The sequence below is a fragment of the Microbacterium sp. P5_B6 genome (genome assembly GCF_056400345.1).
On the sequence record NZ_JBFULL010000008.1, the window covers coordinates 21575 to 42857 of the forward strand.

General features: G+C 69.8%; 17 protein-coding genes and 1 pseudogene. 13 read left to right on the forward strand and 5 right to left on the reverse strand.

The window, feature by feature from the left end; genetic code table 11:
- The first annotated feature begins 60 nt into the window (after positions 1 to 60).
- Positions 61 to 1824, forward strand: coding sequence for an acetyl/propionyl/methylcrotonyl-CoA carboxylase subunit alpha (locus AC1DP3_RS12470; RefSeq protein ID WP_477293711.1), 1764 nt, complete (start codon positions 61 to 63; stop codon positions 1822 to 1824).
- A gap of 69 nt (positions 1825 to 1893) precedes the next feature.
- Here the strand turns inward: AC1DP3_RS12470 and AC1DP3_RS12475 are convergent, their stop codons facing one another.
- On the reverse strand, positions 1894 to 3345 hold the full coding sequence (locus tag AC1DP3_RS12475) for an NAD(P)H-quinone dehydrogenase (protein WP_477293713.1): 1452 nt from the start codon (positions 3343 to 3345) through the stop codon (positions 1894 to 1896).
- 117 nt (positions 3346 to 3462) lie between these two features.
- On the opposite strand from AC1DP3_RS12475, the gene AC1DP3_RS12480 reads away from it, so the two are divergent.
- The 3 genes and pseudogenes from AC1DP3_RS12480 (at position 3463) to AC1DP3_RS12490 (ending at position 6622) form a co-directional block, all read left to right on the forward strand.
- The gene (locus tag AC1DP3_RS12480; RefSeq protein ID WP_477293715.1) at positions 3463 to 4296 is read left to right on the forward strand and encodes a purine-nucleoside phosphorylase; all 834 of its coding nucleotides are present in this window, start codon (positions 3463 to 3465) and stop codon (positions 4294 to 4296) included.
- Positions 4293 to 5995: pseudogene (locus AC1DP3_RS12485) on the forward strand (phospho-sugar mutase). The gene AC1DP3_RS12480 and the pseudogene AC1DP3_RS12485 overlap by 4 nt, the downstream one beginning before the upstream one ends.
- 42 nt (positions 5996 to 6037) lie before the next feature.
- Positions 6038 to 6622, forward strand: a complete 585-nt coding sequence (locus AC1DP3_RS12490) for a GNAT family N-acetyltransferase (RefSeq protein ID WP_477293717.1) — start codon at positions 6038 to 6040, stop codon at positions 6620 to 6622.
- A 203-nt stretch (positions 6623 to 6825) separates the two neighbouring features.
- Here the strand turns inward: AC1DP3_RS12490 and AC1DP3_RS12495 are convergent, their stop codons facing one another.
- The gene (locus AC1DP3_RS12495) at positions 6826 to 8757 is read right to left on the reverse strand and encodes a BglG family transcription antiterminator (RefSeq protein ID WP_477293719.1); all 1932 of its coding nucleotides are present in this window, start codon (positions 8755 to 8757) and stop codon (positions 6826 to 6828) included.
- Between the two features lie 167 nt (positions 8758 to 8924).
- On the opposite strand from AC1DP3_RS12495, the gene AC1DP3_RS12500 reads away from it, so the two are divergent.
- The 9 genes from AC1DP3_RS12500 (at position 8925) to AC1DP3_RS12540 (ending at position 18196) form a co-directional block, all read left to right on the forward strand.
- On the forward strand, positions 8925 to 9272 hold the full coding sequence (locus AC1DP3_RS12500; RefSeq protein WP_477293721.1) for a PTS sugar transporter: 348 nt from the start codon (positions 8925 to 8927) through the stop codon (positions 9270 to 9272).
- 42 nt (positions 9273 to 9314) lie between these two features.
- The gene (locus AC1DP3_RS12505; protein WP_477293723.1) at positions 9315 to 9590 is read left to right on the forward strand and encodes an HPr family phosphocarrier protein; all 276 of its coding nucleotides are present in this window, start codon (positions 9315 to 9317) and stop codon (positions 9588 to 9590) included.
- 3 nt (positions 9591 to 9593) lie between these two features.
- A complete protein-coding gene (gene ptsP, locus AC1DP3_RS12510) occupies positions 9594 to 11270 on the forward strand; it encodes a phosphoenolpyruvate--protein phosphotransferase (protein WP_477293725.1) in 1677 nt (558 codons plus the stop codon).
- 69 nt (positions 11271 to 11339) lie between these two features.
- Positions 11340 to 12893 (forward strand): PTS mannitol transporter subunit IIBC, encoded by a 1554-nt coding sequence (locus tag AC1DP3_RS12515; RefSeq protein WP_477293727.1) that lies wholly within the window; start codon positions 11340 to 11342, stop codon positions 12891 to 12893.
- A 181-nt stretch (positions 12894 to 13074) separates the two neighbouring features.
- Positions 13075 to 13515, forward strand: coding sequence for a PTS mannitol transporter subunit IIA (locus AC1DP3_RS12520; protein WP_477293729.1), 441 nt, complete (start codon positions 13075 to 13077; stop codon positions 13513 to 13515).
- Positions 13512 to 14672 carry a mannitol-1-phosphate 5-dehydrogenase gene (locus tag AC1DP3_RS12525; RefSeq protein WP_477293731.1) on the forward strand — a complete coding sequence of 387 codons (1161 nt, stop codon included), beginning with the start codon at positions 13512 to 13514 and terminating at the stop codon, positions 14670 to 14672. The genes AC1DP3_RS12520 and AC1DP3_RS12525 overlap by 4 nt, the downstream gene beginning before the upstream one ends.
- A gap of 113 nt (positions 14673 to 14785) precedes the next feature.
- Complete coding sequence (locus AC1DP3_RS12530) at positions 14786 to 15508, forward strand: alpha/beta hydrolase (RefSeq protein WP_477293969.1); 723 nt, start codon at positions 14786 to 14788, stop codon at positions 15506 to 15508.
- A 31-nt stretch (positions 15509 to 15539) separates the two neighbouring features.
- On the forward strand, positions 15540 to 16892 hold the full coding sequence (locus tag AC1DP3_RS12535; RefSeq protein ID WP_477293733.1) for a flavin-containing monooxygenase: 1353 nt from the start codon (positions 15540 to 15542) through the stop codon (positions 16890 to 16892).
- A 458-nt stretch (positions 16893 to 17350) separates the two neighbouring features.
- Positions 17351 to 18196 carry an endonuclease domain-containing protein gene (locus AC1DP3_RS12540; RefSeq protein WP_477293735.1) on the forward strand — a complete coding sequence of 282 codons (846 nt, stop codon included), beginning with the start codon at positions 17351 to 17353 and terminating at the stop codon, positions 18194 to 18196.
- A 175-nt stretch (positions 18197 to 18371) separates the two neighbouring features.
- Here the strand turns inward: AC1DP3_RS12540 and AC1DP3_RS12545 are convergent, their stop codons facing one another.
- The 3 genes from AC1DP3_RS12545 to AC1DP3_RS12555 all read right to left on the reverse strand — a co-directional run bounded on the left by AC1DP3_RS12545 (position 18372) and on the right by AC1DP3_RS12555 (position 21282).
- Positions 18372 to 19487: an adenosine deaminase gene (locus tag AC1DP3_RS12545; RefSeq protein ID WP_477293737.1), complete on the reverse strand. Its 1116-nt coding sequence runs from the start codon at positions 19485 to 19487 to the stop codon at positions 18372 to 18374.
- 80 nt (positions 19488 to 19567) lie between these two features.
- Entirely contained in the window at positions 19568 to 20884 is a 1317-nt protein-coding gene (locus tag AC1DP3_RS12550; protein WP_477293739.1) for a thymidine phosphorylase, read from the reverse strand.
- Entirely contained in the window at positions 20881 to 21282 is a 402-nt protein-coding gene (locus AC1DP3_RS12555; protein WP_477293741.1) for a cytidine deaminase, read from the reverse strand. The genes AC1DP3_RS12550 and AC1DP3_RS12555 overlap by 4 nt, the downstream gene beginning before the upstream one ends.
- Position 21283 lies beyond the last annotated feature (1 nt).

Below are 21283 nucleotides of genomic sequence, written 5' to 3' on the forward strand. Positions count from 1 at the left end.
TGGTTGTTTCTTGTGCAGGGCGACCAAAGGGGCACCCCCTGCCCTGGGTAGGCTGGCAAGATGCCCAAGATCGCCAAGGTCCTTGTCGCGAACCGCGGCGAGATCGCCGTCCGTGTCATCCGTGCGGCGCGCGACTCGGGCAGAGCCTCGGTCGCCGTCTACGCCGACCAGGATCGCGACGCCCTCCACGCGCGTCTCGCCGACGAGGCGTACGCCCTCGAAGGCGCGACAAGCGCCGAGACGTATCTGTCGATCGAGAAGATCCTCTCCGTCGCCCGCCGCGCCGGCGCCGACGCGGTGCACCCCGGCTACGGGTTCCTCGCCGAGAACGCCGAGTTCGCGCGCGCTGTCATCGCAGCCGGTCTCGTGTGGATCGGCCCGAGCCCTGATGCGATCGAGGCACTCGGCGACAAGGTGACCGCCCGTCACGTGGCCGAGAAGGTCGGCGCCCCGCTCGCCCCCGGTACCCCTGGTCCGGTGTCCGGCGCCGCGGAGGTGCTGGAGTTCGTCGAGGTGCACGGCCTTCCGATCGCCATCAAGGCCGCCTACGGCGGCGGCGGTCGGGGCCTCAAAGTCGCCCGCACGGTCGACGAGGTGCCCGAGCAGTTCGAGTCGGCGACGCGTGAGGCCATCTCGGCCTTCGGGCGCGGCGAGTGCTTCGTCGAGAAGTACCTCGACAAGCCGCGTCACGTCGAGACCCAGTGCCTGGCGGATGCGGCCGGCAACGTCGTGGTCGTCTCGACGCGCGACTGCTCTCTGCAGCGCCGGCACCAGAAGCTGGTCGAAGAGGCTCCCGCGCCGTTCCTCTCGCCCGAGCAGAACGAGACGCTGTACTCGGCGTCCAAGGCCATCCTGAAAGAGGTCGGCTACGTCGGAGCGGGCACGTGCGAGTTCCTCATCGGCGCCGACGGCACGATCTCGTTCCTCGAGGTCAACACTCGACTGCAGGTCGAGCATCCGGTCTCAGAAGAGGTCACGGGCATCGACCTCGTGCGGGAGCAGTTCCGCCTGGCCGAAGGCGAGGAGATCGGCTACGACGACCCCGAGCCCGTCGGGCACTCGATCGAGTTCCGCATCAACGGCGAAGACCCCGGTCGCGGGTTTCTGCCGCAACCGGGGCCGATCAAGGTCTTCAAGACGTTCGGCGGCCCCGGCATCCGCCTCGACTCCGGCGTCACGGCCGGCGACAGCGTGAGCGGAGCCTTCGACTCGCTGCTCGGCAAGATCATCGTCACCGGCCGCGACCGCGCCGAAGCCCTCGAGCGCTCGCGCCGCGCCCTCGACGAGTTCGAGGTCGGAGGGCTGCCGACAGTGCTGCCGTTCCACCGCAAGGTGGTGCGCGACCCCGCCTTCACTGCCGAGGACGGCACGTTCGGCGTCTTCACGCGGTGGATCGAGACGGAGTTCGTCAACGACATCCCGCCGTGGGACGGGGAGCTCGACGGCCCGAAGCCGGCCGAGAACCGCCACACGGTGGTGGTGGAGGTCGGCGGCAAGCGCCTCGAGGTCAGCCTGCCCGACCGCATCGTCGCGACACCGGCAGCGGGGCGCCCCGCCGCCGTCCCGCCGTCACGCCGCTCCCACGCGCAGACCGTCGTCGCCGGCGCATCGGGAGATGCCGTCAAGTCGCCGATGCAGGCGACGATCGTCAAGGTCGCGGTCGAGGACGGCCAGTCCGTCGTCAAGGGCGATCTCGTCGTCGTGCTCGAGGCGATGAAGATGGAGCAGCCGATCCAGGCGCACAAGGACGGCGTGATCGGCGCGATCAACGCCACCGCCGGCACGACGGTGTCCGCCGGTCACCAGCTGCTCACGATCTCCTGAGGGCTGCTCGCCCGTCTGCTCGAGGGCGACCGGATGCCGGGGCAGAGGCATCCGTCGCATCCGACCTGGTCAGGCGCCGCCGTAGATCGTGTGGTCCACGACGTGCATGGCGCGGGCCGCGTCCGTGATGCTTCCCGAGAGCGATGGGTACACGGCGAAGACGCGGGACACCTGATCGACCGTCAGCCGGCGCTCGACGGCGATCGCGATCGGGTAGATGAGCTCAGATGCACGGGGGCCGACGATGACGCCGCCGATGACGGCACCGCTTCCCTTCTGTGCGATGAGCTTGACGAAGCCTTCTTTGATGCCCATCATCTTCGCGCGCGCATTGGCCGCGAGCGGGAGCTTGTGCACGACTCCCTGGATCAGGCCCTCGGCGATGTCCTTCTCCTGCCACCCCACCGTCGCGATCTCAGGTGCGGTGAAGATGTTCGACGCGATCCGGCGTCGCTCGAGCGGGATGACCACATCCCCGAGCGCATGGAACACCGCCGTGCGGCCCTGCATCGAGGCGACCGAGGCGAGCGGGATGAACGTGGTGCAGTCCCCTGCCGCGTAGATGTTGGGGATCGAGGTGCGAGCGACCCGGTTCACCTGGATGTTGCCCGATTCGGTCATCTGTACGCCGACCTCCTCCAGCCCTATTCCGGCGGTGTTGGGGACCGCTCCGACAGCCATGAGGCAGTGGCTGCCCTCGATCGTGCGCCCGTCCGAGAGGGTGACGACGACGCCGGTCCCGGTGTTCTCGACCTTGTCCGCACGGCTCTTGGCGAGAACCTCCATGCCGCCCCGCCGGAACACCTTCTCGAGCACGGCAGCGGCATCCGCGTCCTCACCCGGGAGCACCTGGTCGCGGCTCGACACGAGCGTCACCTGTGCGCCGAGGTTCATGTAGGCGCCGGCGAACTCCGCACCCGTCACGCCCGAGCCGATCACGATGAGGTGCTCGGGCAGCGAAGGCATGTCGTAGAGCTGGGTCCACGTGAGGATGCGCTGACCGTCGGGCTTGGCGGTCGGCAGGATGCGCGGCGAGGCGCCGACGGAGATGACGAGGGTGTCGGCCTCGATGCGATCGAAGTCCGTTCCCCCGGGGCCGGTCGAGACGATGACGGCGTTCTCCCCCTCGAGCCGGCCGTGGCCCGAGATGATCCGGACCCCCGCCTCGACGAGCGCCGCCCGCATGTCATCGGACTGCTGCCGGGCAAGGGACAGCAGCCGCTTGTTGACGGCCAGCAGGTTGATAGCGATCTCGGGCTTGAGCGGCTTGCCGTCGGTGCCCTTCGAGAACAGCTGCACGCCGAGCTCGCTCGCACCCTTGATCGCGACGGCGGCGTCGGCCGTGGCGATGAGGGACTTCGACGGCACGACATCGGTGATGACCGCCGAACCTCCGACGCCGGCCCTCTCGACCAGCGTCACCTCGGCCCCGAGCTGGGCGCCGGCGAGCGCCGCCTCGTAGCCGCCGGGGCCGCCGCCGATGATCGCGACACTCTGGGTGCGCTCGAAGCTCACAGACATGCCCCCATTCTCACAGTCGATCCCGCAGGAGCACATTCGGCCGTCTACCCCCGCCCGCACGGGGTCGACGGTCGGGGCGTTCTGGCCCCGGGAACGTGCCACTCCTAGAGTGGGTCCATGTCAGACCAGACCGACAATCCCCTCGACGACCCGTCCGCCGACCCCTTCGCCGTCGCGGCGGATGCGGCTGCCGACATCGCGCGCATCACCGGCGTCGAGCGCCATGACATCGCTCTGACACTCGGCAGCGGCTGGGGAGGTGCGGCCGAGCTCATCGGCGAGACCACCGCGAACTTTCCCGCGACCGAGGTCACGGGGTTCAGTGCGCCCGCACTCGCGGGACATGTCGGCACTCTGCGGAGCATCCTGACCCCGCGCGGCACGCGCGTCCTCGTCATCGGAGCCCGCACGCACTTCTACGAGGGCCATGGCGTTCGCCGCGTCGTCCACAGCGTGCGCACCGCCGCCGCCACCGGTGCGAAGGTCATGGTGCTCACCAATGGGGCGGGCGGCATCAAGCGCACCTGGACGCCGGGAACCCCGGTGCTCATCAGCGACCACATCAACCTCACGGCCGCGACCCCGCTCGAGGGTGCGACCTTCATCGACCTCACCAATCTCTACTCGCTGCGCCTGCGCGACCTCGCCCGCTCCATCGACCCGAGCCTCGACGAGGGCGTGTACTGCCAGTTCACCGGACCGCAGTACGAAACCCCCGCCGAAGTGCAGATGGCCAAGGCGATCGGCGGCCACATCGTCGGCATGTCGACCGCGCTCGAAGCCGTCGCCGCCCGCCAGGCCGGCATGGAGATCCTCGGCTTCTCACTCATCACGAACATGGCCGCCGGGATACAGACCACGCCGCTCAGCCACGAGGAGGTGATGGAGGCCGGTCATGCCGCCGGCCCCGTGATCTCGTCGCTGCTCGCTCGCGTGATCGGAGCGATGTGAGCGGCTTCCTGGAGCAGGCTCGCGCCTGGCTCGCCCAGGACCCCGATCCCCGCACCCGCGAAGAGCTCGAGACGCTCATCGCGCAGGCCGAAGAGGGGGATGCCGCCGCGGAGGCCGACCTGGACGACCGCTTCGCGGGGCGCCTCGCATTCGGCACCGCGGGCCTCCGAGGTCGGCTCGGAGCCGGAAGCAACCGCATGAACCGCGTGCTCGTCGCGCAGGCCGCGGCCGGGCTCGCGTCCTTCCTGATCGAGCGTGCCGAGACGGATGCCGCGCCCACCGTGGTCATCGGCTACGACGGGCGGCGCAACTCCGATGTGTTCGCGCGGGATTCGGCGGAGATCTTCGCCGGGGCCGGCATCCGGGCCCTTCTCCTCCCCCGTCTGCTGCCGACGCCGGTGCTCGCTTTCGCCGTGCGGCACTTCGCCGCCGACGCGGGCGTCATGGTGACGGCGAGCCACAACCCGCCCGACGACAACGGCTACAAGGTCTATCTCGGAGGCGCGGACGACGGCGCCCAGATCGTGCCCCCCGTCGACGCGGAGATCGCCGCGCACATCCACCGCGTCGCCGACGAGGCGAACGTGCCCGCGATCCCCCGGTCGCTCGGCTATGAGATCGCGGCGGAGTCCGTCGTCGAGGCCTACGTGGCGGCGACCGCCGCCGTGGCGCCCGCGCCGACGGGACGTTCCCGACCGTAGCCTTCCCGAATCCCGAAGAGCCGGGTGCGATGGACCTCGCGTTCGAGACCGCGCGGGAGATGGGGGCCGACCTGATCATCGCCAACGACCCGGATGCCGATCGGCTCGCGGTCGCGCTGCCGGACGAGTCCGCGGACGGCGGCTGGAGGCGACTCACCGGCAACGAGATCGGGCTCCTGCTGGGGTGGCGTGCAGCGCAGCTCGTGAGCCTGCGGCGGCAGGTCGAGGAGCAGGAGCGCGGCGACGCCGAAGGCGGCGAGGCAGAGGAGCACGCTGAGGCAGAGGAGCACGGCGAGACAGAGGAGCACGGCCAGGCAGAGGAGCACGGCGGTGCCGAGGAGCGCACCGCGACAGCGGAACGGGATGCCGGGCACGCCCGCGATTCCCTCGCCTGCTCGCTGGTCTCGTCCCCCGGACTGCAGACGATCGCCGAGTACTACGGCCTCGGCTTCCACGCGACGCTGACCGGATTCAAATGGATCGCTCGCGCGCCGGGCATCGTGTTCGGATTCGAGGAGGCGCTCGGCTACCTCGTGAACCCCGAGACCGTGCGCGACAAGGACGGCATCTCGGCGGCGGTCGCGATCCTGGGGCTCGTCGCCGATGCGCACGGACGCGGCTCGTCGCTGGCGGGACTGCTGCACGAGTTCGAGGAGATCTTCGGATACTTCGCGAGCGATCAGATCTCCATCCGCGTCCACGACCTCGGCGTCATCGACCGGATCATGTCGGCGCTCCGGGCCGAGCATCCGTCCGCCATCGGCGAGACGCCCGTCTCGCACGTGGACGACCTGCTCGACGGATTCGACGAGCTGCCCCCGGGTGACGTGCTGCGGCTGTGGCTGGAGGACGGCTCCCGGGTGATCGTGCGCCCGAGCGGCACCGAGCCCAAGCTGAAGGCCTACCTCGACGTGCGAGGCGACTCGGCCGACGACGCGCGGAGCCGCATCGGAGACCTCGCGGCCGGAGTCAGGGAGCTGCTCGACAGGGTCTCCTGATCGCTGTCGGCGCGGGCACCAGCCGGGTTCTAGGCTCGAGGGATGCTGCTGACCGACGCCATCACGCTGGAGAACGAGTGGGTGGGGCTGGAGCCCCTCTCGCACGCGCACGCAGAGGATCTCGCCGCGGCCACCGCGGGCCTGGAGTACGCCTGGTACACCTCGGCTCCGGCGCCGGACGGCGTCGCGGCTGAGATCGAGCGCCGGCTCACCTGGCAGGCCGAGGGGCGCATGAACCCGTGGGCCGTCCGCAGGCTGTCGACGGGCCGCGTCGTGGGCATGACGACCTTCTGCGACATCGACCAGCCCAACCGGCACGTCGAGGTCGGCTACACCTGGCTCTCGCCCTCCGCCCAGCGCAGCGAGGTCAACACCGCCGCGAAGCTGCTGCTGCTCGGCCACGCGTTCGAGGCGTGCGACGCGATCGCGGTCGAGCTGCGGACGCACTGGCACAACCGGCAGTCGCGCGAGGCGATCGCCCGCCTGGGGGCCAAGCAGGACGGCGTCCTGCGCAACCATCGCCTGGGCCCGGACGGCTCCCTGCGCGACACCGTGGTCTTCTCGATCCTTCCGCACGAGTGGCCGGCTGTCCGCCTGGGCCTCGAGCAGCGGCTCGCCCGGCGCTGACCTCGCGCTGCGGCATCCGCCCCCCTGTTCCCCGGCCACCCGCCACTCGCTGAGGCAGCGATGGGGCGGGGCTGCCGCCCTCGCTAGCCCGGTTGCCGGGCCGACGCGTCCACAGGTCAACCACGCATCTGCAGGACATAACCGCGCGTTTCCCCCTGTCGATGCGTGGTTGACCTGTCGATGGGTGGGGGACCGATGCCGCGTCAGCCGTCGACGACGGCGACGAGCTCGTCGAGGAAGGCCGGGAAGTCGGTGCCGCGCCGCAGGATGCGCGAGACGCTCTCGCGCTCGGAGAAGACCTCGACGAGCTGCTCGAACACCGTCTGGAAGGCCTCCCGATCTGTCTCCGAGAAGGCGACGAGCGCGACGACCTGCACCCGGCCCTCACCCCACCGCACGGAGGGCTCCGCGAGTCCGACAGCGATCGCGGTGCGGGTGGCGGTCATGCCGAGGGCATGCGGTACGGCGAGCGCGTCGGTGAACGCGGTCGACGACAGCCGCTCCCGCTCGATCGCCCGCTCGATGTAGTCGTCGTCGATGATCCCCCGCGCGACGAGCGGGGCGCCGAGGCGACGGATCACTGCCTCCTCGCCGGACTCGGCATCCAGCCCCCGGACGAAGGCCGTCGGCTCGAAGTAGCCCCCCAGCTCCGCCCGCAGCCGCGCGAGGCGCCGGCCCCGCCGGATGCGCCCGGCCGCGGCCTGGACGTGCTCGATGTCGCCGTCGGTCAGGAACGGCTGAATGCGCACCACGCGGTCGCCCGCGATCGACGGAGGCGCGTCGATGGTCGTGAGGACCAGGTCGGTCTGGATCGACGGCCAGTCGGGGTCGACGCGCGTCTCGACCCCCACGACCTCGATCGCCTGGCCGAGCGATCGGTCAACCGACGAGCGCAGCAGCTCGTGCAGCTCGTAGTACCCCGGGCAGACGATCGTGGCCGTGAGCAGGTGATCGGCACGCCTGCTGCGCTCGAGCCGCCCTCCGACGTGCATGGCGATGTAGGCGATCTCGTCGTCGAGCAGCGGAATGCCGAGGCTCTCGTGCAGACCGCTCGCGATGTAGACGGCGACCTCGAAGATCATCGGGTACGACGCCTTGAGCGAGCGCGTGAGCGGGTTGCGCGACCACGCCTGCTCGCGGGCGCGGAGGCGCAGGTTCTGCACGTGCAGGGCGAGCCGCAGGAGGAAGTCCTCGTGGACGATGTCGACCAGGAACTGGGATGCCGCGCGCTCGACGATCTCGCGAACCGCTTGTTCGACGTCCGGTTCGAGGCGCTCCTTCACATGCGTCTGCGGCGCGGTCGCACCGGGCGCGACGACACGCGTCAGCACGAGCGAGGAGAGATGCTGCAGGTCGGCGCTGCCGAGCTCGACGCCGAGGTGCTCGGTGGCGAGCTCATCGAGGATGGTTCCGACCTCGGCGTTCGCCGGCGAGATCGTCTCGGTGTCGCTCTCGAGCGCCCGATGCTGCGCCGTGCGATCCGCGGAGATCGCGATGTGCATCACGACGTCGGCGATCCCGTACTCGTTGACGAAGTAGCCGAGGGCGCCCAGGCGGGCGACGAGCTCGGTCTTGAAGGCGCCGAACGCGCGCGAGCCGACCGACGCGTCGCCGAGGGTCCGGCGCAGGGCCTCGAGGTCGAACGAGCCCGCGTCCATCTCGTCGTGGGCGAGGCGGCTGAGGAGCCGCCGCTGCGCCATCTCGGTTCCGCGCAGCCGCGCCTGTGAAGCCGACCGCTCGAGCGTCAGGTGCGTTCCGCCGAGGAGGCCCCGCACGCGAGCGAGGTCTGCGTCGAGCGTCGCCGAGGAGACGTGCAGCCGCTCAGCGGTCTCGAACACGTCGATCCCCTCGGGCGCATCGAGGAGCGACCGCACCACGGTGTGCAGCCGGTCGCGCGGGGTGGCGGCATCCGTCGTCCCGTTGCTTCGAGCCTGACCGGCCTCTGCACCCGCCCGGTAGCCGAGCGAACCGGACTCGACGGCGACGCCGGACGCGACGCGGGAGTTCAGCGCCGTCACATACGAGCGGATGCTGCGCGGAGTCACTCCGAGGGCATCGGCGAGCGTCGCCGCCGTGGCCCATTCGCCGTCGCGGACCAGCAGGGAGAGAAGGCGATCCTGCCTCGCTCTGGTCACCGCTTCCTCCGTGTCGCGCGCCGCCTGTGGCCCGTGCCACCAGTCAACCACGGAGCGCGAGCAGCGAGCCCGGCCGGGCTGTGCCGGTCTTCCGCGGGGGCGGAAAGAGACCTGGTTGTCGGCTTCGGGCTGTTTCACAAGAATGGGGCCACAGAGGAGGCGGATCGATGAGGATCCTCGTGGTCTGCGGCGCAGGAGCGTCGAGCACTTTCGTCGCGCAGCGCGTGCGTCACGCTGCGCACCAGGCCGGCCTCGCCTACTCGGCCTTCGCGGGCACCGAGGTCTCGCTTCCGATCGACATCGACGCGGCCGACGTCGTGCTGGTCGGCCCCCACCTCGCGTACGTCATTCCCACGCTCGAGAGGGATGCCGCCATCCGGGGCGCGACCGTGGTGCTCCTGCCCGACGACATCTTCACCGACCTGGACGGCAACCGCACCCTGCAGCTCGTGCAGGAGGCCCTCGAGCGCGCCGAGAGGATTCCCCCACAGGCGGCCGGTCCTCCGACAGACTGAAGCCGAAGACCGATCGACGCTGTAACAACTGAGAGGAACGACATGCCTGAGATCTCCCGCACTGTGCGGATCGGCTCGTCACACGGACTCCACGCCCGCCCGGCGAAGCTGTTCGCACAGGCCGCGAAGGGTGCCGGCATCCCGATCACGATTGCGAAGGACTCGGGAACGCCCGTGAATGCGGCCAGCATTCTCGGCATCATCGGGCTCGGCGCCGAGCACGGCGACTACGTGACCCTCACAGCGGACGGCGAGGGTGCTGAAGCAGCGCTCGACACGCTGGCCGAACTGCTCACCACCGACCACGACGCGGAGTAGACCATGGCTGAACTGCGGGGAGTGGGAATCGGACTCGGCGTCGGCCAGGGTCCCGTGGCGCGCATGGCGGAGCCTCTGCCGGCGCCGGCGGACGGGCCGAGCGAGCTGAGCGTCGAGGAGGAGACGGCGCGGGTGCGCGAGGCGGTCGCGGCCGTCGCTCGCGAACTGGAGGAGCGCGGCGCTGTCGCGGGCGGAGCCGCTCGCGAGGTGCTGGAGGCTCAGGCGATGATGGCCGAGGACCCGACTCTCGAGGACGAGGTCAACACGCGCATCGCGGCGGGCAAGACCAGCGAGTTCGCGGTGTACGACGCCTTCGCGTCGTTCCGCGAGACCCTGACGGCGCTCGGCGGCTACCTCGGCGAGCGCGCAGCCGACCTGGACGATGTCGCCCAGCGCGTGATCGCGAGACTGCGGGGCGTCCCCGCTCCGGGCGTTCCCGACCCCGGGCACCCGTTCGTCCTCGTCGCGAAGGATCTCGCGCCTGCCGACACCGCCCTCCTCGATCTCGACAAGGTTCTGGCGCTCATCACGACCGAGGGCGGGCCGACCTCCCACACGGCGATCCTGGCGCGCGAGAAGTCGATCGTCGCGGTCGTGGGCGTTGCCGGTGCAAGCTCGCTCGTCGACGGCCAGACCGTGATCGTGGATGCCGCGGCCGGCGTCGTCACGACGGAGCCCACCGCTGAGGAGCTCGAGCGGGCGCTGACGCGCGCTGAGGCGCGCGCCTCGGCGGCCGCCGCTCCTCTCACGCCTGGCGCACTCGCCGACGGCACCGCGATCCCGCTCCTTGCGAACCTCGGGAAGCCCGAGGATGCCGTCGATGCGGTCGCACTCGGCGCCGAGGGCGTGGGGCTCTTCCGCACCGAGTTCCTCTTCCTGAGCTCCTCCCAGGCACCCACCGTCGAGCAGCAGCGCGAGGCGTACACGAAGCTGCTGAAGGCGTTCCCCGGCCAGAAGGTCGTGGTGCGCGCCCTCGACGCCGGCGCGGACAAGCCGCTGGCATTCCTCAACGACGCGCACGAGGAGAATCCGGCGCTGGGCCTTCGAGGCATCCGTGCCCTCAGAGCCAGCGAAGACATCCTGCGCGAGCAGCTGACGGCTCTTGCGGAGGCGGATGCCGCCACCCGGAAGACGCCGGAGGGGCCCGCCGATCTGTGGGTCATGGCGCCGATGGTCGCGACCGTCGAGGAGACGCGCTACTTCACCGACCTCTGCCGTGAGTACGGCATCAAGACCGCGGGCGTCATGGTGGAGGTGCCTTCGTCGGCGCTGCTCGCCGACCGCATCCTGGCGATCGCGGACTTCGCGTCGATCGGCACGAACGATCTGACCCAGTACACGCTGGCCGCCGACCGCCTGCTCGGCTCGGTGGCCGCGTTCCAGGACCCGTGGCACCCCGCCGTCCTCCGGCTCATCCGCGAGGTCGGTCAGGCGGGTCGCGAGAACGGCAAGCCGGTCGGCATCTGCGGCGAGGCGGCGGCCGATCCGCTGCTGGCCGTCGTGCTCGTGGGCCTCGGCGCCACGAGCCTGTCGATGGCGCCGACCGCTCTCGCGGACGTCCGCGCGTCGCTCCTGGAGCACACGCTCGCCCAGGCCCGAGGCATCGCCGAGGCCGCATTGGCCGCAGACGACGCGACATCAGCCCGAACAGCGGCCCGCGAGGCCGCACACGCAGGGTAGCCGCTCCCGCGGCTGCCCAATCGGCCCCTCCCCTTAGCCGGGGAAGACCGAAGAACGAAGGAGAACACCATGACAACGGCGTCCGTACCCGTCTCCGGAGCGAAGAAAGCGCAGGTTCACGTCCAGCGCTTCGGAACGTTCCTCTCCGGCATGATCATGCCGAACATCCCCGCGCTCATCGCGTGGGGCATCTTCACCGCGTTCTTCATCGAGGCGGGGTTCACACCCAACGCCGCGCTCGCGACGATCGTCGGACCGTTCATCCACTACCTGCTGCCGCTGATCATCGCGTACACAGGCGGAACGATGGTGTACGGAGTCCGAGGGGGCGTCGTCGCGGCGATCGGGACGATGGGCGCCATCGCGGGGTCGGACCTGCTGATCGCCAACTACAACGCCACGCTGCCGGAGGGTGCGTCCCAGCTCGGCCAGGTGCACATGTTCATCGGCGCGATGATCATGGCGCCCATCGCCGCGTACTCGATGAAGTGGCTCGACAGCCTGTGGGACGGCAAGATCAGGGCCGGCTTCGAGATGCTCGTCAACATGTTCTCGGCGGGCATCTGGGGCTTCGTGATGGCCATCGTCGGGTTCTACCCCATCGCGTACGTCGTCAACGGTCTCATGCAGATCCTCTCCGGCGCAGTGAACTGGCTGGTGCAGAACAACCTGCTGCCGCTCACGAGCATCGTGATCGAGCCGGCGAAGGTGCTGTTCCTGAACAACGCGATCAACCACGGCGTGCTGACGCCGCTCGGGATCCAGCAGGCGTCCGAGGAGGGATCGTCGATCCTCTTCCTCCTCGAGGCCAACCCCGGCCCCGGTCTCGGCATCCTGCTGGCGTTCAGCTTCTTCGGGATCGGCGCCGCACGTGCGTCGGCGCCCGGGGCGGCCCTGATCCAGTTCGTCGGCGGCATCCACGAGGTGTACTTCCCGTACGCGCTCATGAAGCCGATGCTGATCCTGGGGCTCATCGCGGGCGGCATGACGGGCGTCACCACGAACATGCTCCTCGAGGGTGCGCTGCGTGCACCGGCGGCTCCTGGCAGCATCGTCGCGGTGATCGCGCAGACACCTCCGGGGAAGTACTTCGCCGTCATCCTGTCGGTGGTGCTCGCCGCAACCGTCTCGTTCCTCGTCTGCTCCGTCATCCTCCGGGCCTCGCGCAAGCGCGACCTCGAGGCGATGGCGCTGACCGACGACGCTTTCGGCGCAGCGATCACGCAGACCGAGGCCGCGAAGGGCAAGTCCTCGGATGCGCTGGCCGGCCTGCGCGCCGGTGCGGCGGTCGCCGGCGGTGTCGGTGCGGTGACGACGACGGCACGCGAGATCAAGAACATCGTGTTCGCGTGCGACGCCGGCATGGGGTCCTCCGCGATGGGCGCGAGCGTTCTGCGCAACAAGATCAAGAAGGCGGGAGTCGAGGACGTCACGGTCGTCAACAAGGCCATCGCGAGCCTGGACGGCACAGCCGACCTGGTCATCACCCAGAACCAGCTCACGGAGCGGGCCCGGCAGCAGTCGCCGAACTCGGTCCACGTGTCGGTCGACAACTTCATGAACTCGCCGCGCTACGACGAGGTCGTCGACCTGGTCAAGGGACAGCACGAGGGTGGCGCTTAGGGGGCGCGGCGCCAGCCGTCGAAGGGTCCGCGCGCGGTGCTCCCCGCGGCCGGAGACGACAACACGATAGACCGCTGCGGGGCCGGGACGGCGCGAGGCCCCCGGCCCCGCAGCCCCCTCGCCACAACGCCCGCGTCGGCGGCGCGGGAACAGCATCCGGAATCAACGAAAGGCGACGCAAATGTCACGTGAGGTCCTCAGCATCGGTCAGGTGCGCATCCACTCGTCGGGAGCCTCGAAAGAGGATGCGATGCGCGAGGCCGCCGACATCCTCGAAGCTGCCGGCGCCGTCACGAGCGCCTATTTCGACGCGATGCAGCAGCGCGAGCAGACCGTGTCGACGTACATGGGGAATGAGCTCGCGATCCCCCACGGGACGAACGAGACGAAGAACACGATCCTCGCGTCCGCGCTGTCGGTCGTCCGCTACGACGGCGGCGTGGACTGGGATGGCGAGCCGGTCACCTTCGTCATCGGGATCGCCGGCAAGGGCGATGAGCACCTCGAGATCCTGTCGCAGATCGCGATCCTGTTCTCGGACGAGGACGACGTCGCCCGCCTCAAGGCCGCGGGGTCGCCCGAGGAGCTGTACGGGATCCTGAGCGCGGTCAACGAATCATGAAGGCCGTTCACTTCGGCGCCGGCAACATCGGTCGCGGATTCGTCGGCCTGCTCCTGCACCAGGGCGGGTACGACCTCGTCTTCTCGGATGTGGCGGCTCCGCTCGTCGATGCCATCAACGGCGTGGACTCCTACACGGTCCATGAGGTCGGAGACGGGGGCGTCGACACCGTCGTGACCGGCTTCCGCGCGATCAACAGCGCGACGGATGCCGATGCGGTGGTCGACGAGATCTCCACGGCCAACGTCGTCACCACGGCGGTCGGGCCGACGATCCTGAAGTTCGTCGCCCCGCACATCTTCGCGGGCCTCGTGCTCCGCAATCCGTCCGCTCCCCCGCTCCAGGTCATGGCGTGTGAGAACGCGATCAATGCGACGGATCTGCTGCGCGACGAGATCCGGGCGCTCTCGGGCGACGCGTGGGAGGCGATCCAGGGCCGGGCGGTCTTCGCGAACACGGCGGTCGATCGCATCGTGCCCGCACAGCCCGCGGGCTCGGGGGTCGATGTGACCGTCGAGCCGTTCTACGAATGGGCGATCGAGCGGCCGCCCTTCGGCGACGACCCGCCGAGCATTCCGGGTGCGCACTTCGTCGACGACCTCGCGCCCTACATCGAGCGCAAGCTCTTCACCGTCAACACCGGGCACGCCACGACGGCGTACTTCGGCGCCCAGGCGGGCGTCGACACGATCGCCGCGGCGCTCGCCGATCCCTCGATCGCCGAGAAGGTCTCGGCCGCACTGGCGGAGACCTCGGCGCTCCTGGTCGCCAAGCACGATCTCGACCCGGACGACATGACGTCCTACCGCGCGACGATCCTCCAGCGCTTCCGCAATGCGGCACTTCCCGACACCGTGTGGCGCGTGGGCCGGCAGCCGCTGCGCAAGCTCTCGCGGAACGAGCGCTTCGTCGGTCCCGCGGCCGAAGCCGCAGAACGGGGACTCTCGACGAGCGCTCTGGTGGCCGCGATGGCCGCCGCCCTCGAGTTCGACGACCCCGAGGACGAGCAGTCGGTGGCACTGCAGGCGCAGCTGCGCGAACAGGATGCCGCGACCCTGACCGCGTCCGTGACCGGACTGGAGCCGGGGCATCCGCTCTTCGCCGATGTGGAGGCCGTCGTAGCGGCCAGACAGGCCGACATAGGCTCTAGGGCGTGACCACAGACGACACGACCGACGCCGCCCTCGCCTCGCCCGACGCGCAAGAGGGTGCCGGAGGAGAGACGGCGGATGCGGCGACACCGCCCCCGCGCCGTCGCAAGGGCCTCCGCATCCTCTGGTGGGTGCTCGGGATCGTGGGCGGTCTCATTCTCGCGGCGGTCATCGGCATCCTCATCTGGAGCCAGGTCGGCGTCGCGGCGCCCGAGGCCGAGCCGCTCGCCGCGGTGAAGGCCGACGATCGGATCATCATCACGGACGACTCCGCGGCCGTGGTGCTCGCACCCGCCTCAGGAGCGTCGGGCGTCGGGCTCGTGTTCGTGCCCGGCGCCAAGGTCGAGGCCGCCGCGTATGCCGCGAAGCTGTCCGGCGTCGTGGCTGAGCAGGGTGTCACGGTCGTGATCACGAAGCCGTGGCTGAATCTCGCCTTCTTCGACTTCCGTCCGCTCGACACGTTCACCGCTCTCGCGCCCGACGTCGACACCTGGATCGTCGGCGGACACTCGCTCGGCGTCGTGCGCTCGTGCATGCTGGCCACGCAGGCCGATGCGCTCGCACTGTTCGCCTCGTACTGCTCGACAGACCTCGCCGAGTCGGGACTTCCCGTGCTCAGCATCAGCGGGAGCGAAGACGGACTCTCGGCGCCCGAGGACATCGCCGACGGCCGCCCGCTGCTTCCCGGCGACGCGGAATTCGTCGAGATCGACGGTGCGAGCCATTCGTCGTTCGGCGACTACGGGCTGCAGGCCGGCGACGGCACCCCGAGCATCTCGGACGACGAGATGACGGCTCAGATCACCGAGCTCGTCGGCGCACTCGCAGCCTCGCTGCGCTGAGCGCGTCGATGATGCACGGTCGGATCCGCCCATGACCCGGTACGCGATCATCGGAGCCGGGCCATCGGGCCTCGCCGCCGCCCGCGCCCTGCAGAAGGAGGGCATCGCGTTCGACGGGTATGAGGCGTCCCGTGGCGTCGGGGGTCTCTGGGACATCGAGAATCCGCGCTCGACGATGTACGAGTCGGCGCATCTCATCTCCTCGCGGACGACGACCGAGTTCGCCGAGTTCCCCATGCGGACGGATGCCGATTACCCCAGCCACCGCGTGCTCATCGACTACTTCCGCGACTACGCGGAGCACTTCGCCCTCGCCGAGCACTTCCGCTTCGAGACCAGGGTCACCGCCCTCGAACGGGTGGACGGCGCGTGGATGCTTCGCGCCGAGTCCGCGTCGGACTCCGGCGGGGACGCCTCGACGGAGCAGCGCTACGACGGCGTGATCCTCGCCAACGGCACCCTCGCCGAGCCGAACATCCCAACCTTCCGCGGCGAGTTCGCGGGCGAGGTGCTGCACACGAGCGAGTACAAGCGAGCGACGCAGCTCACCGGCAAGCGGGTGCTGATCATCGGGGCCGGCAACTCGGGGTGCGACATCGCGGTGGACGCGGTGCACCACGCGGAATCCGTCGACATGAGCGTGCGGCGGGGCTACTACTTCGTGCCGCGATACCTCTTCGGGCGGCCATCCGACACCCTCAACCAGGGCAAGCCGCTCCCGGCGCCGATCAAGCAGTTCCTCGATCGGAGGGTGCTCCGCGCCTTCACGGGCGACCCGGTGCGCTTCGGCTTCCCCAAACCCGACTACAAGATCTACGAGTCGCACCCGATCGTCAACACGCTGATCCTCCATCACCTCGGTCAGGGCGACCTGCGGATCCGCCCCGACATCGACCGCTTCGACGGCTCGACCGTCCACTTCCGCGACGGATCCCGCGGCGAGTACGACACCGTCCTCCTCGCCACGGGGTACACGCTGGACTACCCTTTCGTCGCGCGCGAAGAGCTCAACTGGAAGGGCTGGTCGCCGACGCTCTTCCTGAACGTCTTCCCGCCGTCGTTCAACGGCCTCTACGTGATGGGCATGCTCGAGGCATCGGGAATCGGCTGGCAGGGACGCTACGAGCAGGCCGACCTCATCGCGCAGTACCTCGCCGCACTCGAGCGGCACCCCGAGCGCGCGGAAGCCTTCCGGTCACGTGCCACCGGCGAGCCGTGGCCGGATCTCACGGGCGGCTACCACTACCTCGGGCTCGCGCGCATGTCGTACTACGTCAACAAGGACGCGTACCGTCACGCGGTGCGGCGGGCGACGGACAGCCTGCGGGACGGGGATGCCTCCCCCTCACGTCGCACGCCGCGCCGCGGCATCCGTCGATCCTGACCGTCCCACTCGCTCTCGCTGGCCGACAGCGGCCGCGACGGGTGGCCGGTCCTGCATCCACGGGGCTCGGCAGCAGGCCCCGGCTTTTGCAGAACTCCGTCGATCTGCCGCCTCCTGGCGATCGGATCGGCCCATGAGGCGTGGTTGCGGCGAAGTTGAAGGAGTTCCGCAGACGCGTTCCCCTGCCCGGCTCGGCGCGCGCAGTCGTTCCCGTCGGTCAGGCTCGGGGCGCGGGCAGTCCTTCCCGTCGGTCAGGCTCGGCTCCGCCTGAACAACTCCGTCGATCCGCCGTCTGCCGGCCTGGGAATCAGCTTTCTCGGGTGGGACGCGACCGGATTGAAGGAGTTCCGCAGATCCTCGCCCGCCTCGTCTCCTCCCGGATCGGCGACCGTGCGCAGCTTTCCAGACAGCGCGACCGGCCAACCCCTTGCGTCCGACGAGGTCGATGGACTGTGGAGGTGCTGAACACTCCCCCACCCGGTCCTCATCTCATCCTCGGCCAGCAGTTCCTCACCCCGCAGGATCTGCAGGCGCTGGGCCTGACTCGCCACCTGGTGGCCAAAGCCGTCGGCGCGGGGAGGCTTCTTCGTCTGCGCAAGGGCCGGCTCATTCGTTCGGACGCGCATCCGGACCTGATCCGCGCGGGACGAATGGGCGGGAGGCTCGACTGCCTCTCGCTGCTGGCGGCCATCGGCGTCTTCGTCCTCGCGAAGGACCGGCTGCATGTCCAAATCGAGGTGAAGTCGAGCCGCCTGCCCCACCGGGCAGCCGACGTCGTCCCGCATTGGCGACGATCGACCGGTCGCCGGACGGATCTTGCCGCAGATCTTGTCGAGGCATTGGCGCAGGCGTGCCGTTGCCAGCCTCCGCGCGAAGCGATCGCCACTCTCGACAGCGCCTGGCATCAGGGTCTCGTCGACGAGGGAGCCCTGGCCGCGGTCTTCGCGCGACTTCCGCGTCGGTACCAGCGGCTCCGCGGGCTGCTCGATCGGCGCAGCGAGTCTGGCCCGGAAACCCTCATGCGGCTCCTCCTGCGGGGTCTGGGATGCGATGTCGACGTGCAGGTCCAGGTACCTCGAGTCGGTCGCGTGGACTTCATCGTGGATGGGTGGCTCATCGTCGAGTGCGACAGCGAGGCCCATCACGCGGGATGGGCCGCCCAGAAGCGGGACAGGCGACGAGATCTTGCCGCTGCCGCGCAGGGATATACGACGGTCCGGCCGGTGGCCGAGGACATCCTCCACCATCGCGAGGAAGTCCTCGCGATGATGAAGGCGATCCTCGCGGCACATGGCCCGCGGTAGATCTGCACAACTCCGTCGATCCGGCCCTGAAGTGCCTCCCAACCGGGTGCACCGGTCGTTCGGGCCGTGGATCGACGGAGTTCGGCCGCGACCGCGATGCGGGCCGGGGCGAGGCGGGACGGGGCGAGGCGGGACGGGGCCGGGCGGGACTGGGCCGGGCGGGTGAACCCGCGGGCTACTGCTCGAAGCCCTCGCTGATGATGTCGATCAGCTCCTCGCGCTCCTCGACGGGCAGGAAGGAGCCCGCGGCCGCATTGAGCTGGAAGGTCTCGAGGTCATCCAGGTCGTACTCGAACGTCTCGGCCAGGAGCGCCAGCTCGCGCGTGAGCGATGTGCGGCTCATCGTGCGGTTGTCGACGTTCACCGTCACGCAGAAGCCCAGCTGGTAAAGGAGGTCGAACGGGTGGTCCTCGAGCGTGTTGCCCCATCGCTCGATGGCGCCGGTCTGAAGGTTCGATGACGGTGACAGCTCGAGCGGGATCTCGCGGTCGCGCACCCACCGCGCGAGGTCGCCGAAGGTGACGAAGACCTCCTCGCCCTCGCTGGAGACGATCTCGAGGTCCTCGGCGATCCGCACACCGTGGCCGAGGCGGAGGGCCCGGCCGTCGAGGATCGCCGATCGAATGGAGTCGAGACCCGCAGCCTCACCGGCGTGCACGGTCACCGGGAAGAACTCCGACGCCAGGTAGTCGAAGGCGGCACGGTGGTTCGAAGGCGGGAAGCCGTCCTCCGGCCCCGCGATATCGAAGCCCACGGCACCACGGCCGCGGAAGTCGACCGCGAGCCGCGCGATCTCGAGCGACCGATCGGTGTGGCGCATCGCGGTGATGAGCTGGCCGACGCGCAGGTCGCGCCCCGCGCTGTCGGCGGCATCCTCGGCCTCTTCGATGCCCTCCTGGACCGCCTCGACAGCCTCCTCGAGCGACAGCCCGCGCGAAAGGTGCTGCTCGGGTGCCCACCGCACCTCGCCGTACACGACGCCGTCGGCGGCGAGGTCCTCGACGAACTCCCGTGCGACGCGGCGCAGGCCATCCGCGGTCTGCATGACGGCGGTGGTCAGGTCGAAGGTCTTGAGGTACTCCACGAGCGAGCCGGAGTCGCTCTTCTCGGCGAACCAGTCGGCGAGATCGTCGGGATCCGTCGTCGGGACGTCGAGCCCGATCTCGTCGGCGAGCTCGATGATCGTGGCCGGCCGGACTCCGCCGTCGAGGTGGTCGTGCAGCGACACCTTCGGCAGGCTCCGGATCGAGACGCCCTGGATGACGGCATCGCCGTGCTGGTCGATGGGCATGTGAAGCTCCTTGGTGATCGAGACGTGCAGAGAGAGATTCTAAGCGGACCGGATGCTGTCGCTGCGGGTGGGACGTCGGTTCAGGCGGTGATGCGCTCGAGCACGAGCGGGGCGGCTGCAGGTGGCTCGTCCCCGATCTCCCACGCCCCGTCGAGGGCGGCGAGCGCGCGGTCGAACCGCGAGGAATCCTGCCCGAGCAAGGTGAACAGCGGCTGACCGGCCGAGACCGGAGCGCCGGGCTTCACGTGCAGGTCGATCCCCGCCGCGTGCAGCACCGGGTCCTCGGCGCGAGCGCGTCCGGCACCCAGGCGCCATGCCGCGATGCCGAACGGGAGCGCCTCCATGCTCATGACGAAGCCGTCGGCGTCTGCGGTCACGGTGTGGGTTTCGTTCGGCGCCGGGAGGGCAGCATCCGGATCTCCGCCCTGGGCAGAGATCATGGCCCGCCAGGCATCCATCGCCCGCCCATCGTGGAGCGCCTTCTCGACATCCGCGTCGGGCTTCCCGGCGAGCGAGAGCATCTCGCGGGCGAGCGCGATCGTGAGTTCGACGACATCGGCGGGGCCGCCGCCCGCCAGCACCTCGACGGACTCGCGCACTTCGTTCGCGTTGCCGATCGCAAGGCCGAGCGGCGTGTTCATGTCTGTGAGGAGGGCGGTCGTCGCCACTCCCGAGTCGGTGCCCAGCGCGACCATGGTGCGCGCCAGCTCACGCGCCTTGTCGACGTCGCGCATGAACGCGCCGGAGCCGAACTTCACGTCCAGGACGAGCGCCTCGGTGCCTTCGGCGATCTTCTTCGACATGATGCTCGAGGCGATGAGCGGGATGGCTTCGACCGTTCCGGTGACATCGCGCAGCGCGTAGAGGCGCTTGTCTGCGGGGGCGAGGCCGGAGCCGGCGGCGCAGATGACGGCGCCGACGTCGCGGAGCTGCTGGAAGAGCTCGTCGTTCGTGAGCGCTGCTCTCCACCCCGGGATCGACTCGAGCTTGTCGAGGGTTCCGCCCGTGTGTCCGAGCCCGCGGCCCGAGAGCTGCGGCACCGCGACGCCGAACGCCGCGACGAGCGGAGCCAGCGGGAGCGTGATCTTGTCGCCGACACCGCCGGTCGAGTGCTTGTCGACCGTGGGCTTGCCGAGCCCGCCGAAGCTCATCCGCTCGCCCGAGGCGATCATGGCCTCGGTCATCACGCGGATCTCGTCGCGCTCCATGCCGTTGAGGAGCACCGCCATCGCGAACGCCGCCATCTGCGAATCGGCGACGTAGCCGCGGGTGTAGGCGTCGATCATCCAGCGGAGGGCGTCCTCGGCGACCGCTCCCCCGTCGCGCTTGGTGCGGATCACATCGACGGCATCGAACGCCTCGACGGCGGGCGTTTCGAGGGCGGGCGAACGCGTCATCGCGAGACGTCCTCGAGATCGCGCGGGCCGAAGGCGTCAGGCAGCACCTCGTCGATCGTGCGGATGCCGGACACCGTCTCGAGCAGCATCCCGGGGAGCGCGTGCTCGTACAGCAGCTGCCGGCAGCGCCCGCACGGCATGATCGTCTCGCCGTCGTTGTTGACGCACACGAAGGCGACCAGGCGACCGCCCCCCGACATGTGCAGCTCGGAGACCAGCCCGCACTCGGCGCACAGCCCGACGCCATAGGAGGCGTTCTCGACGTTGCAGCCCTGGATGATGCGCCCATCCGACACGAGCGCTGCAGCCCCGACCCGGTAGCGCGAGTACGGCGCGTACGCCCTCTGCATGGCCTCGGTGGCGGCAGCCCGGAGTTCGTCCCAGTCGATGTCGGTCACG